Here is a 14,710-nt window from a genome sequence, read left to right on the forward strand (position 1 = left end):
TATAGGTATAATTTATGGGTAAAACATTATATGACAAAATATATAATAGGCATATTATTTGTAATATAAAAAATAATATTAATTTATTATATATTGATAGACATTTTATTCATGAGGTTACTTCGCCTCAAGCATTTAATGCATTAAGAAATAAAAATAGAAAAGTTTATAAATCAAATAAAACTTTTGCAACTATGGATCATAATGTATCTACTAAAATAAAAGATATAAATGCATCAGGATATATAGCTAAAAAACAAATGGAAACACTTATAAAAAATTGTAATGATTTTAATATTAAATTATATGATATTTATAATCCTGAAAATGGAATAGTTCATGTTATAGGTCCAGAACAAGGAATAACATTACCAGGAATGACTATTGTCTGTGGTGATTCACATACTTCTACCCATGGAGCGTTTGGAGCATTAGCTTTTGGTATAGGTACTTCAGAAGTTGAACATGTTTTAGCAACTCAAACATTAAAACAAGATCGTGCTAAAAATATGTTAATAAATATTAATGGTAATATATCTAAAAATATTACAGCAAAAGATATAATCTTATCAATAATTAGAAAAGTAGGTATTAGTGGTGGTAATGGATATATTATTGAATTTACTGGTGAAGTTGTAAAAAAATTAAGCATGGAATCTAGAATGACAATTTGTAATATGTCTATTGAAATGGGCGCTAAAGCTGGATTAATTGCACCTGATAATATAACCTTATCATATTTAAAAAATAAAAAATTTGCTCCTAAAAAGAATTTATGGAAAGAAGCTTTAAAATATTGGAAAACATTATATAGTGATTATGATGCTAAATTTGATAAAATTATAAATATTAATATTACAAAATTAACTCCTCAAATTTCTTGGGGTACTAATCCTGAACAAGTAATAGGTATAAATGAAAATATTCCATTAATAAATTCCTATAGCAATAATAATAAAAAAAAATTAGCTATAAAAGCATTAAAATATATGGATTTACATGAAGGTATTAAATTAATTAATTTAAAAATAAATAAAGTTTTTATCGGTTCTTGTACAAATTCTAGGATTGAAGATTTAAGATCAGCAGCAGAAATAATTTTAGGCAAAAGAATTTCTCCTCATATTACAGCTATAGTTGTACCAGGATCTAATGTAGTAAAACAACAAGCAGAAAAAGAAGGATTAGATAAAATTTTTAAAGATGCAGGTTTTGAATGGAGATATGCAGGATGCTCAATGTGTTTAGCAATGAATGATGATAAATTACTACCAGGAGAAAGATGTGCTTCTACTAGCAATCGAAATTTTGAAGGTCGTCAAGGACGCAATAGTAGAACACATTTAGTAAGTCCTATAATTGCCGCAATAACAGCTCTATATGGTTATATTACTAATATAAATTGAGATATATATGAAAAAAAAATTACAATACAATGGTGTTATAGCTCCCTTTAATATATCAAATATTGATACAGATGTGATTATACCAAAACAATTTTTACAAAGGAATAATAAAATAGGATTTGGAAAAAATTTATTTAATAATTGGAGATACTTAGATGATAAAAATAAAGTAATTAATCCTAATTTTATTTTAAATAAAAAAGAATTTCAAAATTCAAAAATTTTATTAACCAGAGATAATTTTGGTTGTGGTTCTTCTAGAGAACATGCTCCATGGTCATTATTAGATTTTGGGTTTCATACTATTATTGCTTCTAGTTATGCAGATATATTTTATAATAATGCTATTAATAATAAATTATTATTAATTATTTTAGATAAAAAAATAATTGATCAATTATTTTTTATAGTAGAAAAATTCCCTGGTATTTTATGTTATATCAATTTACTACATAAAAAAATTATGATAAATAATCAATTTTTTAATTTTAAAATTAGTGAAGATATAGTTAATTTTATTACAAATGATTTAGATCAAATAGATTTAACAATGAAATATTCTAAAGAAATTAATATCTTTGAAAAGACATATTTTAAGTTTTTTTAAAATGAGAATATTATTAAATGCGTATAATATTATTAGGTCCTCCAGGAGTAGGAAAGGGCACTTATGCAAGGTTTATATCTGAAAAATATGATTTACCTAATATTTCTATAGGAAATATATTAAGAAATTATATTTTAAATAATAAAAATTCTTTTTTAACCAATAAAATAAAAAATTTTATTCAAAAAGGAATGATGGTTCCTGACAATATCACAATTAAAATTATTAAAAATAGATTATACAATATAGATTGTAAAAAAGGTTTTTTATTAGATGGATATCCTAGAAATATTATACAAGCTAATATTCTAAAAAAAGAAAACATAAAAATAGACATAATTCTAGAATTTTATATACCAAAAAAACAAATTATTAAAAGAATTATAGGGCGGAAAATACATATACCTTCAGGAAGGACCTATCATATCATTTTTAATCCTCCGAAAATAAAAGATAAAGATGATATAACTGGAGAAACATTAATAACTAGAACAGACGATAATCTTATTACAATTAAAAATCGTTTTAAAGAATATTTAAAACAAACTAAACCATTAATTAAATATTATTACAAAGATTATATGCATAAAAAAATTATTTATAAAAAAATAAATAATACGTTATCTATTTTAGATGTAAAAAAAAAAATAAGTAATTTTTTAAAAAAATTTAATATACAAAAAAAATAATTTTTTTTATAAAAATTGAAATGAATAAATTTATAATAATTTGTTTATTTACTTTAAATTTGTTATGATCATTTAATGATTAATATTAATTAGTATGGATTATAGTCTAATGTTTACTGGAAGTATTGTAGCACTTATAACTCCAATGGATATTAAAGGAAATATTTGTAAAAAAAGTTTACAAAAATTAATTAAATATCATATTAATAATGGCACAAAAGCAATTGTTATTATGGGTACAACAGGAGAATCTGCTACATTAACATATAAAGAACATATAGATATTATAATGTATGCATTAGATTTTTCAGAAAATAAAATACCTATTATCGCAGGAACAGGATTTAATTCAACATCTAAAAGTATTGCAATAATATCTATTCTTGAAAATTCAGGAATTATTGGTTGTTTAAATGTAACCCCTTATTATAATCGACCTACACAAGAAGGTTTATATCAACATTTTAAAGAAATTGCAAATAATACTAAATTACCCCAAATTTTATATAATGTTCCTTCAAGAACAGGTTGTGATTTATTACCAGAAACTATTTATAAATTATCAAAAATTAATAATATTATAGGAATTAAAGAAGCAACTGGAGATTTGTCTCGTATTAATAAAATTAAAAATTTAGTTAAAAAAAAATTTTTTTTAATTAGTGGTGATGATAAAACTTCTTTTGAATTTATGTTATTAGGTGGTGATGGCATTATATCTGTAACGGCTAATATAGCCGCATTAAAAATGAGTAAATTTTGTAATTATATAAAAGAAAAAAAAATAAATAAAGCAAAAAAAATTAATCAAGATTTAATCTTATTGCATAATCAATTATTTATTGAGTCTAATCCAATACCAGTTAAATGGGTAGCAAAAAGATTAGGACTCATTAATAGTGATAAAATGAGACTTCCTATGACACAACTTACAAAGTATAATCAAAAAATTATAGAAAATACATTGAAAAAATTAAAATTAATATAAATTACTAATATTAATTACTTTTATAAAATATTCTTTTATATGGTATAGAATTAAGATTCTATTTTTTTTAATTTTTTTATCTTTATGATTAATTATTATCTTTTTAAAAAAATTATTTATAGGATAATATAACTCTGATAATATCAATAATATATTATAATATTCATTATTTTTAATTTTTAAAATAAATATTTTAGATAATTTGAGAATATGTTTAAATAACACAATTTCTTCTTTATCTTTTAATAAAGAGATATCTATCTTATTAATGAGATCTATATATTTTATATTTTTTAATAAAATTTTATTTATTCTTTTATAAGTAAAAATTAAAAAATTACCTTGTTTTATTTCATTTTTAAAAAATAAATCTAAAGCTTTTATTTTATAATCTAAAATTAATAAATTATTAATCTCATTATCTAAAACAGAAGAGATAATATTTTTTTTATAACCTAAAGAGATATACCAATTTTTACACCTATTTTTTATAAAAGATAAAATTTGCTGTAATATTTTTTTTTTATTAATAATATTTTTTTTATATAAAGTTAAACTAAAAAGAATTAATTTAGTTAAATTAATATTTATTTTTTTATCAATAATTATACGTATAATTATTAATGTTATATATTTTAAAGCAAAAGGATCTTTATCTCCAGTTGGTATTAATGATATACTAAAAATTCCTGTTATAGAATCTATTTTATCTGCAATAAATAAAATACAAGAAATTATATTTTTAGGTATTGAATTATTTTTTTTGTATTGATATTGTTCTTTAATAGCTTGTACTACATTTTGATTTTCTTTATTATATTTTGCATAATACATACCAATAATTCCTTGTAAATCAGGAAACTCATAAACCATTTGTGTAGCTAAATCACATTTAGATAATTTACTAGCTCTAATACAATCTTCTATATTAATATTTTTAATATTTTTTCCTATATATTGAGATATATTATTTATACGCATAGTTTTTTCAAATAAATTACCTAATTCATTTTGAAAAATAATATTTTTTAATTTATCTAAATATTTTTCAAATTTTATTTTTAAATCATTTTTAAAAAAAAATTGAATATCTTTAAATCTTGATGTAATTACTTGCTCATTATTAGAAATAATTGTTTGATTATTTTTAGTTTCTATATTTATTAAAATAATAAAATAAAATGATAAATTTTTCTCTTTATCATATAAGGGAATATATTTCTGATAATTAATCATAATATATTCTAATATTTCTGATGGTAATGTTAAAAATTTTTTATTAAATTTACCTATTAATAATACAGGCCATTCTACCATAGCAGATAATTCGTTCAAAAAATTTTTATCTATTTTAGAAATAAGATTTAAATTATTTGCTATTTTTTGTATTTCATGAAAAATAAAATGTTTTCTTTTATAATAATCAACAATAACTTTTCCTTTATTAAATAATAATTTATTATATTCTTTTGCATTTTTTAAAATTATTTTTTTTGAACACATAAAACGATGTCCTTGAATAATATTATTAGATTGAAGATTTAATAAATTTTTTTTAATATTTTTTTTATCTAAAACTAATACTATATTTCTTATAGGTCTAATAAATTTAAAAAAACTTTTTTCCCAAAACATAAAATTAGGAATAGAAATAATATTTTTTAGAGAATTAATTATTATATTTGATAATAAATTTTTAATATGTAATCCTTTAATTTTTTTTTTATAAAAAAGATATTTATTTTTATAAAAAATATCTTTTTTATTTTTAATATTATATTTTTTAATCCATAATTTTACTATTTTATCTGAAAAAATATTTTTTTTATTAGATATAAAAGGTCCTTTAATAGTATAAAAATGATCACTTTGTATAATATTTATAAAATATATTTGCAATGCAATACGTCTAGCAGTAAAAAAACATTTTATTGTTTTATATTTAAAAGAATTTTTTTTTAATTCATTTTTAAAATTTATTAAAATTATTTTAGATAATTTTAATAAATAATTAGAAGGTATTTCTTCTATACTAATTTCTAATAATAATATATTATTACACATAACATTATATTACCTAATTAAATAATTTTTTATTTTATATGATTAAAATATTTTGTAACAATTAATTTTGTCATATTACGTAATTTTAAAACATATCTTTGTCGTTCAGTATGGGATAAAAATCTACGTGCTTCTAATAAATTAAAACAATGAGATGCTTTTAAAAGTTTTTCATATGCAGGGAAAATTAATGGTTTTTCTAATTTTAATAAATAATCTATTTCAGTTTCATAATTTTTAAAACAATATATTAGAAAATTAATATTTGTATATTGAAAATTATAAATAGATTGTTCTATTTCATTTCTATAAAAAAGATCTCCATAAGTAATACAACTATTTTTATCTTTATTCCAAATTAAATCAAATATATTTTTTTTACCCTGTATATGCATTGCTAATCTTTCTAAACCATAAGTAATTTCTCCTGTTATTGGATCACATATTATTCCTCCCATTTTTTGAAAATATGTAAATTGAGTAATTTCCATACCATTTAACCATATTTCCCAACCTATTCCATAGGCACCTAATGTAGGATTTTCCCAGTTATCATCAATAAAACGAAGATCATTTTTTCTTAAATTTAATTTTAATTTTTCTAAAGATTTTAAATATAATGTTTGAATATTATAAGGAGGCGGTTTTAAAATTACTTGAAATTGATAATATTGTTGTAATCTATTAGGATTATTACCATATCTGCCATCGGATGGTCTTCTTGATAATTGTATATAAGCTAATTTAATAGGCTTTTCTCCTACTGCATATAAACAGGTCATTGGATGTGATGTAGCGGCTCCAACTTCAATATCAATTGGTTGAACAATACTACAACCTTGTTTCCCCCAATAATTTTGTAAAATAGAAATCATTCCTTGAAATGTTTTTTCGTTAAATTTCTTCATTTTTTAAAATTTATAATTTAAATATAATTATTTTATATAATTTTTAATAAAAATATAAATTAAAATTTAACATATTTTTAATAGAATAAAAATTAATGTTAAAATAATTTATTATTTTAAAATATAAAAAATTTTAATATGGATTAAATATAAACATGAATAATATATCTAAACAAATTTATTTTAAAGAAAAAAAAAATGAATATAATAAATTAATAAAAAAGGCTACAAATTTAGCTATTTTATTATCCTTAACGTTATTAATATTAAAATTACTAGCTTGGTGGCAAACAAAATCTATAAGTATGCTTGCCGCTTGCGTAGATTCTTTAGTTGATATTACATCTTCATCAATTAATTTATTAATTATATATTATTCTTTACAACCTGCTGATGTAGAACATACATTCGGGCATGGTAAAGCAGAATCTTTATCAGCTTTAACACAAAGTGTGTTTATTTGTATTACAGCAATATTTTTATTTTTAAATAGTTTACAATATATATCTCATCCTACAAAAATATATTATCCAGCAATAGGAATATTAGTAATAATAATTTCATTTTTTTTAACTTTAATATTAGTTCTTTTTCAAAAGAAAGTAATAGCTAAAACAAATAGTCAAGCTACTCATGCTGATATGATGCATTATGAATCAGATATTTTAATTAATAGTGCTATTTTATTGGCTTTAATTTTAAATTATTTTAATATAAAACAAGCAGATTCTTTAATAGCATTAATTATAAGTATATTTATTTTTTATAATGCTTTTAAAGTAGGATATAAAGCAATACAATCTCTATTAGATAGATCTTTACCAGAACATGAAAAAAAAATTATAATAGATTTGATTACTACTTGGCCTAAAGTAAAAGGAGCACATCAATTAAAAACAAGACAATCTGGTCCTACACGTTTTATACAACTTCATTTAGTATTAGAAGATAATTTACCTTTATTAGAATCACATTCAATTGCAAAAAAAATAGAAAATGCTTTAAATAAAAGATTTCCTTATTCAGATATAATTATACATCAAGATCCATATTCTATTGTTTCTAAAAAATATAAAGGTTTTTTTAAAAATTAATTTTATTAGTAAAATATTATATATTTTAATGAGGTATCACATGATTCAAAAAATTGGTGTACTTACAAGTGGTGGAGATGCTCCAGGAATGAATGCTGCTATTAGAGGAGTTGTAAGAACAGCTATAAGTTACAATATTGAAATTTTTGGAATATATAATGGTTATTTAGGATTATATAATAATAATATTATTAAATTAAATAGATTTAGTGTATCTGATATTATTAATAAAGGAGGAACTTTTTTAGGATCTTCACGTTTCACTCAATTTAAAAACCAAAAAGTACGTTCTATTGCTATAAAAAATATGAAAAAACATGGTATTAATGCATTAGTAGTAATAGGAGGAGATGGTACATATATGGGAGCTAAATTATTAACAGAAATGGGTTTCCCATGTATAGGAATTCCAGGTACTATTGATAATGATGTAGCAGGTACTGACTATAGTATAGGTTATTCTACTGCTTTAGAGACTATTGTTCAAGCTATTGATAAATTAAGAGATACTTCTACTTCACATCAAAGAATATCTATTGTTGAAATTATGGGTAGACATTGTGGAGATTTGACATTGTCTGCAGCTATTGCAGGAGGTTGTGAATTTATAGTTTTACCAGAAGTTAATTATAACCAAGAAGATTTAGTACAAGAAATAAAATTAGGCATTAAAAAAGGTAAAAAACATGCAATAGTATTGATTACAGAACTTATTTGTGATATTAATAAACTAGCGAAATTTATCCAAACTAAAATTAAACGTGAAACTAGAACTACAGTGTTAGGTTATATCCAAAGAGGAGGTTCTCCTGTTGCATATGATCGTATTTTAGGTTCACAAATGGGATCTTTTGCAGTAGAGTTATTATATAAAGGATATGGTGGAAGATGTATAGGAATTCAAAATAATAAAATGGTTCATCATGATATTATTGATGCTATTTTAAATATGAAAAAAGTTTTTAAAAAAGATTTATTAGATATTGCTAAAAAATTATATTAATTAATTAAAAAGAGATGGAATATGCATAATATAAAATTTTTAAAAAGAATGCAAACAGGTAAAAAATTTAGTAGACGATTAAGAATAAATCATCAATTTCCAGCTATAATTTATGGTAAAAAAAAAAAAGAAATACCTATAATTATAAATATTAATGATATAGTTAATATTAATTTTAAAAAAATTTTGAAAAAAAAATTTAGTGTAATTAATTTAATAGATGAAAAAAAAAAAATCTATAAAGTTAATATTATTGAAATTCAATATCATCCTTTTAAAAATAATAAAATATATCATATAGATTTTTTGTTTATATAATAATTTTATATTTATAAAATATATTTTTTTAAAATATTTAATTAGTTATATTAATTTTAATATTATATTTCTAATACATCATTCATATTATATATGCCAGATTTTTTATTATTAAGCCATATAGCTGCTTTAATAGCACCTTTGGCAAAAGGCATTCTGTTAGATGCTTTATGAATTAATTCTATTTGCTCTCCTATAAAAGAAAATAAAATATTATGTTCTCCATATAAATCAGCAGCTCTAATAGAATGACATGTAATTTTTTTTAAAATATTAAATTTTTTATAAGTTTGAATAATAATATTTTTAAATGATAAAGCTGTTCCTGATGGTAAATCTATTTTTTTTTTATGATGTTTTTCTATTATATCTATATCTAAATTATTTATTTGTTTATTTTTACATAAAATTTTAATTATATTTTCTATTATTTTTAATAAAATATTGATACCTTGACTAAAATTAGAAGATAAAATAACAGCTATATTTTTTGATATTTTTTTTATTATTAATTCTTGTTTTTGAGTAAATCCTGTAGTTCCAATAACAATTTTTTTTTTATACTTTTGACAAATATTTATATTTTTTAGTGTTGTTTGTGGATTTGTAAAATCTATTAAAATATCAAATTGATCAATAATATCTATTATATTTGATTTAATATCTAAAAAATTAGATTTATATAAAATTTTATTTATATTTTTTAGAGATATTTCACTTTCTGTAACTCCATTTAATGAAATATTATTTATTTTTTCTGTATTTAGTATTTTTAAAATACTTTGTCCCATACGCCCATTAATTCCTGATACAGCTAAACGAATTTGATTATTTTTCATATACAAAAACCTATATATTATTTTAATATTTTAAAATTATTTTTTATAATAATTATTATACCAATAAAAATGAAAATATCTGCAATATTAAAAACAGGAAAATGATAATTAAATATATGTATATCTATAAAATCTATCACAAAACCATATTGAATTCTATTAATTAAATTACTTAATATTCCGCTAAATATTATAGTGGTAGATAATTGATCATAATTTTTTTTAATAAAAATTAATATTATTAATATAATAATATTAATTTTTATTAAAAAAAAATTAATGTTGTTATAATTTTTTAAAAAACCAAAAATAATACCATAATTTCTTAAGTAAATTAAATTTAAATAAGAACAAATATAATAAAATTTATATAATTTTATTTTTTTAATTATTAAATTTTTACTTAACAAATCTATTAAAATTAATAATAAAATATATAAATTTAATATTTTTATTTTTTTTTTAATTATTTGCAAAAAACTACTAAATAAATAAACGTTTTTCACCATTACCTATTGTATTTAACCTACAACGATCACAAATATTATTAATTATATTTTTATAATAATACCAACAACGTTTACATTTGAAATATTTTGATTTAGTAATTTTAAATCTTTTTATTAATATATTTGTAGAAATTTGTTTTTCTTCATAAAGAGAAATATTAGATACTAATAATAAAAAACGTAATTCTGTCCCTAACATTATTAATTTTTTATAAATATTTGTATTTACAAAAACAGTAATGTTTGCTTCTAAAGAACTACCTATAATTTTTTTATTTCTTGCATATTCAATAATTTTATTTATTTTATTTTTAAAAACAAAGATTTCATCCCAATATTTATTATTCATTATATCATTTAATGGTAAATAAAATAATTTAGAATACCATTCTTCGGTAAAAACATATTTTGATCTTGTTCCAGGAATATAATTCCAAATTTCATGTGCTGTAAAAGATAATATTGGTGTTATCCATCTAACTAAAGCTTCAAGAATCATATATAAAGATATTTGACAACTTAATCTTTCTATACTAAATTTTTTAAATGTATATTGTCTATCTTTTATAATATCAAAATAAATAGAACCTAAATCTATAGAACAAAATTGCATAATTTCTTGAACTACATTTTGTATATTATATTCATTATAATATTTTATAATTTTATCTTGTGTAATTTTAGTCTTATGTATAATCCATTTATCTAAAATTAACATTTGTTCTTTTTTAATTATATTTTTTTTTGGTATAAAATTATCTAAATTAGATAATAAAAATCTAACTGTATTTCTAATACGTCTATAAATTTCTGTAATTCTTTTTAAAATATTTGAAGAAATATTTATTTCATTAGTATAATCTGTAGAAGCTACCCATAATCTTAAAATATCACTACCTAAAGTATTTACTATACTTTGAGGTTCAATAATATTACCTAAAGATTTAGACATTTTTTTACCTTTTTCATCAACAGTAAATCCATGACTTATTACTGTTTTATATGGAGCATCATTATTTATTGCCGTTGAAATAATTAATGATGAAGTAAACCAACCTCTATATTGGTCAGTACCTTCTAAATACATATCAATTTTTTTTTTTTTAAATTCTTTAATTTGTTTAATAATTGAATTATGAGTAGAACCAGAATCAAACCAAACATCTAATACATCTATCACTTTTTCATATAAACTAGCATCTTCACCTAAAAATTTATTAATATTTAAATCCCACCATGCTTGTATGCCTTTTTTTTCAATCAGACAAGCTATTTTTTCAATAAATTTTAAAGAATTAACATGTATTTTTTGTGTTTTTTTATGAATAAATAAGGGAATCGGAATTCCCCAAATTCTTTGTCTAGAAATACACCAATCAGGTCTTTTATCTAACATCAAACACATTCTATTATAACCCCAATTAGGTATCCAATTTACTTTTTTTATTGCTTTTTTTGCTAATTTTCTAAGATTATTTTTATCTATATTAATAAACCATTGTGGTGTAGATATATATATAATTTTTATTTTATGGCGCCAACAAAATGGATAATTATGTATATAATTTTCTAATAAGAATAATGTATTTGTTTTTTTTAAAATTTTAATAATTATTTGTTTAGAAGAAAAAATACTAATTTTATCTAATTTAGGATGTACACCATCTATAAAAAATCCTTTTTTATCTATAATATTTTTTAAACATTTTATATTATTTTGATGACATATTTTATAATCTTCTAATCCATGATTAGGAGCCATATGAACAATACCAGTACCTGATTGTTCAGATACATAATCACTTATAATTACAGAAGAAATTTTATTATTAATAGGATTTTTTACTAATATATTTTTTAAATATTTACCTTTTATTTCTAATAAAATTTTCCATGTTATAATTTTTGCTTTATTCATAATTATACTAACCAAATTTTTGGCTACTATAATAATATTTGTGTTATTAATCTTAATTAATTGATAATATGCTGTATAATTTACAGCAATTGCTCTATTTGCAGGTATTGTCCATGGTGTTGTAGTCCATATTAAAAATGAAATATCATGATTTTTTATTTCTATATTGAAATTTTTTTTAAAATAACTAGTATTTATTACATTAAACATAACATAACATGTTAATGTTTTTTTTTTAACATAATCAACTTCTGCTTCTGCTAAAGAAGAAAGGCATTTTATACACCAATATACTGGTTTTTCACCTTTATATATGTAATTATTTTTAATAATTTCCCCTAAAGTACGTACAATATTTGCTTCTGTTTTAAAATTCATTGTTAAATAAGGATTTAACCAATCAGCAAATATTCCTAATCTTATAAAATCTTTTTTTTGTTTTTCAATTTGTTTAAAAGCATATTCTCGACATTTAATTCTAAATATTTTTTTAGAAACTTTTTTATTTTGTTTTTTTAAAATTTCTTCTACTTTTTGTTCTATTGGTAAACCATGACAATCCCATCCAGGAATAAAAGAAGTACAATATCCATCCATATTTTTAGATTTTATAATAATATCTTTTAAAATTTTATTAAAAGCATGTCCAATATGAATATTACCATTAGCATAAGGTGGGCCATCATGTAAAATAAATAATTTTTTATTTTTTTTTATATTTAATATTTTTTTATATAAATTATCTTTTTTCCATTGTTTTAATATAATTAATTCATTTTTCGTTAAACATGCTTTCATGGGAAACATTGTTTTTGGTAAATTTAAACTAAATTTATTTTTCATACTAATTATCTTTAATTCATTATTATGTTAACAAAAATTAATAAATATACATTTTATTTATACATAGATATTATATATAATAATATTTTATGTAAATAAATAATTTTTATAAAAAAGAAAAATTATTTAAACAATTTAAAAGGTTATTGCATGGCAAATATAAAATCAGCTAAAAAAAGAATTTTAAAATCTGAAAAACAAAGAAAACATAATATTAATTATCGTTCAATGTTAAGAACATTTATAAAAAAAGTTAATAGTGCTATTATGAATAAAGATATAGAATTATCAAAAAAAAATTTTCAAATAATGCAATCTATTATAGATAAGCAAGTACAAAAAAAACTAATTCATAAAAATAAGGCAGCACGTTATAAATCTAGATTATATAATAAAATTATTAATCTTACTTAATTAAAATTAACTTAATAATAATCTGTAAAATTTAAATAATGAATATTAATTCAAAAGATTTTTCGATTTCTTTAACTAAAAGAGCTATGAATAAAATAAAAGAATTATATTTTCAAAATAGTAATTTTAGAATATTTATTCTAGGTGGAGGATGTAGTGGATTTAAATATAATTTTATGTTAGATAAAAAAATAAAAGAGAATGATATTCTGATAAATTTATCAGGTATAAATATTGTAATAGATAAAATAAGTATACAATATTTAACCGGAAGTATTATTGATTATATAGAAAGTATTGAAGAATCGAAATTTATTATTAAAAGTCCATACATGAAAAATACATGTAGTTGTGGTTCTTCTTTTGATATTTAATATTAAAAAGTATATTTATATAAGGAAAAACTTATGTCTAATACAAAATTAGTATTATTACGTCATGGACAAAGTGAATGGAATAAAAAAAATTTATTTACTGGTTGGCATGATATTCAATTATCTCCAGAAGGAAAAATTGAAGCAATACAAGCAGGAAAAATATTAAAAATAAATAATTTTAAATTTGATTATGCATATACTTCTGTGTTAAAAAGAGCAATTCATACTTTATGGTTAACTTTAAAAGAATTAGATCAATTATGGATTCCGATAAAAAAAACATGGAGATTAAATGAAAGACATTATGGTAAATTACAGGGAATGAATAAAGAGCAAATTGCTAATCAATTTGGTAAAAAAAAAGTACAAGAATGGCGTCGTAGTTTTAAAATTGCACCACCAGAATTATCTACTAATGATATTAGATGGTCTAGATTTGATTCAAAATATTCTAAATTAGAAGATTATCAATTACCTTTATCAGAAAGTTTATCTAAAACATTAGAAAGAGTTATTTATCTATGGAAACATAATATATCAACTAAAATTATAAATGGAGAACGCATCCTCATTGTCGCACATGGTAATTCATTAAGAGCATTAATTAAGTATATTGAAAATATTAACGATAATGATATTATTAATTTAAATATTGCTACTGGCATGCCAATAGTTTATGAATTTGATAGTAATTTAAATTATAAAAAAAAATATTATTTAAATCATTAATATA

The 14,710-nt window shown here is 19.9% G+C and carries 15 protein-coding genes; 10 read left to right on the forward strand and 5 right to left on the reverse strand.

The window, feature by feature from the left end; genetic code table 11:
* The first annotated feature begins 14 nt into the window (after positions 1–14).
* From leuC to dapA, 4 genes are all read left to right on the forward strand, one after another.
* Positions 15–1,406, forward strand: a complete 1,392-nt coding sequence (leuC, locus tag GJU01_RS00250) for a 3-isopropylmalate dehydratase large subunit (protein WP_168867862.1) — start codon at positions 15–17, stop codon at positions 1,404–1,406.
* 7 nt (positions 1,407–1,413) lie between these two features.
* On the forward strand, positions 1,414–2,013 hold the full coding sequence (gene leuD, locus GJU01_RS00255; RefSeq protein WP_168867863.1) for a 3-isopropylmalate dehydratase small subunit: 600 nt from the start codon (positions 1,414–1,416) through the stop codon (positions 2,011–2,013).
* A gap of 17 nt (positions 2,014–2,030) precedes the next feature.
* Complete coding sequence (locus tag GJU01_RS00260; RefSeq protein ID WP_168867864.1) at positions 2,031–2,702, forward strand: adenylate kinase family protein; 672 nt, start codon at positions 2,031–2,033, stop codon at positions 2,700–2,702.
* Between the two features lie 109 nt (positions 2,703–2,811).
* Complete coding sequence (gene dapA, locus GJU01_RS00265) at positions 2,812–3,690, forward strand: 4-hydroxy-tetrahydrodipicolinate synthase (RefSeq protein WP_168868214.1); 879 nt, start codon at positions 2,812–2,814, stop codon at positions 3,688–3,690.
* On the opposite strand, the gene glyS is transcribed toward dapA, so the two are convergent.
* Entirely contained in the window at positions 3,682–5,754 is a 2,073-nt protein-coding gene (gene glyS / locus GJU01_RS00270; RefSeq protein WP_168867865.1) for a glycine--tRNA ligase subunit beta, read from the reverse strand. The two genes, dapA and glyS, sit on opposite strands and share 9 nt — an antisense overlap.
* Before the next feature lie 29 nt (positions 5,755–5,783).
* Entirely contained in the window at positions 5,784–6,662 is an 879-nt protein-coding gene (gene glyQ, locus GJU01_RS00275; RefSeq protein ID WP_168867866.1) for a glycine--tRNA ligase subunit alpha, read from the reverse strand.
* 155 nt (positions 6,663–6,817) lie between these two features.
* Between glyQ and GJU01_RS00280 the strand changes: the two genes are divergently transcribed.
* Genes GJU01_RS00280 through rplY form a run of 3 tightly spaced genes read left to right on the forward strand, consistent with a single transcriptional unit; the run spans position 6,818 to position 9,077 of the window.
* Positions 6,818–7,756, forward strand: coding sequence for a cation diffusion facilitator family transporter (locus tag GJU01_RS00280; protein ID WP_168867867.1), 939 nt, complete (start codon positions 6,818–6,820; stop codon positions 7,754–7,756).
* 40 nt (positions 7,757–7,796) lie between these two features.
* Complete coding sequence (pfkA, locus tag GJU01_RS00285; protein ID WP_168867868.1) at positions 7,797–8,759, forward strand: 6-phosphofructokinase; 963 nt, start codon at positions 7,797–7,799, stop codon at positions 8,757–8,759.
* A gap of 21 nt (positions 8,760–8,780) precedes the next feature.
* A complete protein-coding gene (gene rplY / locus GJU01_RS00290) occupies positions 8,781–9,077 on the forward strand; it encodes a 50S ribosomal protein L25 (RefSeq protein ID WP_168867869.1) in 297 nt (98 codons plus the stop codon).
* Positions 9,078–9,139: 62 nt separating this feature from the next.
* Here rplY and dapB read toward each other — a convergent pair whose 3' ends face one another.
* The 3 genes from dapB to ileS are packed head-to-tail and all read right to left on the reverse strand — an operon-like array spanning position 9,140 to position 13,186.
* Positions 9,140–9,916: a 4-hydroxy-tetrahydrodipicolinate reductase gene (gene dapB, locus GJU01_RS00295; protein WP_168867870.1), complete on the reverse strand. Its 777-nt coding sequence runs from the start codon at positions 9,914–9,916 to the stop codon at positions 9,140–9,142.
* Between the two features lie 17 nt (positions 9,917–9,933).
* A complete protein-coding gene (lspA, locus tag GJU01_RS00300) occupies positions 9,934–10,425 on the reverse strand; it encodes a signal peptidase II (RefSeq protein WP_168867871.1) in 492 nt (163 codons plus the stop codon).
* Positions 10,400–13,186, reverse strand: coding sequence for an isoleucine--tRNA ligase (gene ileS, locus GJU01_RS00305; RefSeq protein ID WP_168867872.1), 2,787 nt, complete (start codon positions 13,184–13,186; stop codon positions 10,400–10,402). Before ileS ends, lspA begins: the two co-directional genes overlap by 26 nt.
* A gap of 150 nt (positions 13,187–13,336) precedes the next feature.
* Between ileS and rpsT the strand changes: the two genes are divergently transcribed.
* From rpsT to gpmA, 3 genes are read left to right on the forward strand one after another with little or no spacing between them, the layout of a single operon-like run.
* Entirely contained in the window at positions 13,337–13,600 is a 264-nt protein-coding gene (gene rpsT / locus GJU01_RS00310) for a 30S ribosomal protein S20 (RefSeq protein ID WP_168867873.1), read from the forward strand.
* Positions 13,601–13,638: 38 nt separating this feature from the next.
* Positions 13,639–13,974: an iron-sulfur cluster insertion protein ErpA gene (gene erpA, locus GJU01_RS00315; RefSeq protein ID WP_168867874.1), complete on the forward strand. Its 336-nt coding sequence runs from the start codon at positions 13,639–13,641 to the stop codon at positions 13,972–13,974.
* Between the two features lie 33 nt (positions 13,975–14,007).
* Positions 14,008–14,706 carry a 2,3-diphosphoglycerate-dependent phosphoglycerate mutase gene (gene gpmA / locus GJU01_RS00320; RefSeq protein ID WP_168867875.1) on the forward strand — a complete coding sequence of 233 codons (699 nt, stop codon included), beginning with the start codon at positions 14,008–14,010 and terminating at the stop codon, positions 14,704–14,706.
* Positions 14,707–14,710 lie beyond the last annotated feature (4 nt).

Origin of the sequence: Enterobacteriaceae endosymbiont of Donacia vulgaris (assembly GCF_012568445.1) — a bacterium.
In the GTDB taxonomy this organism is placed as follows: Bacteria; Pseudomonadota; Gammaproteobacteria; order Enterobacterales; family Enterobacteriaceae.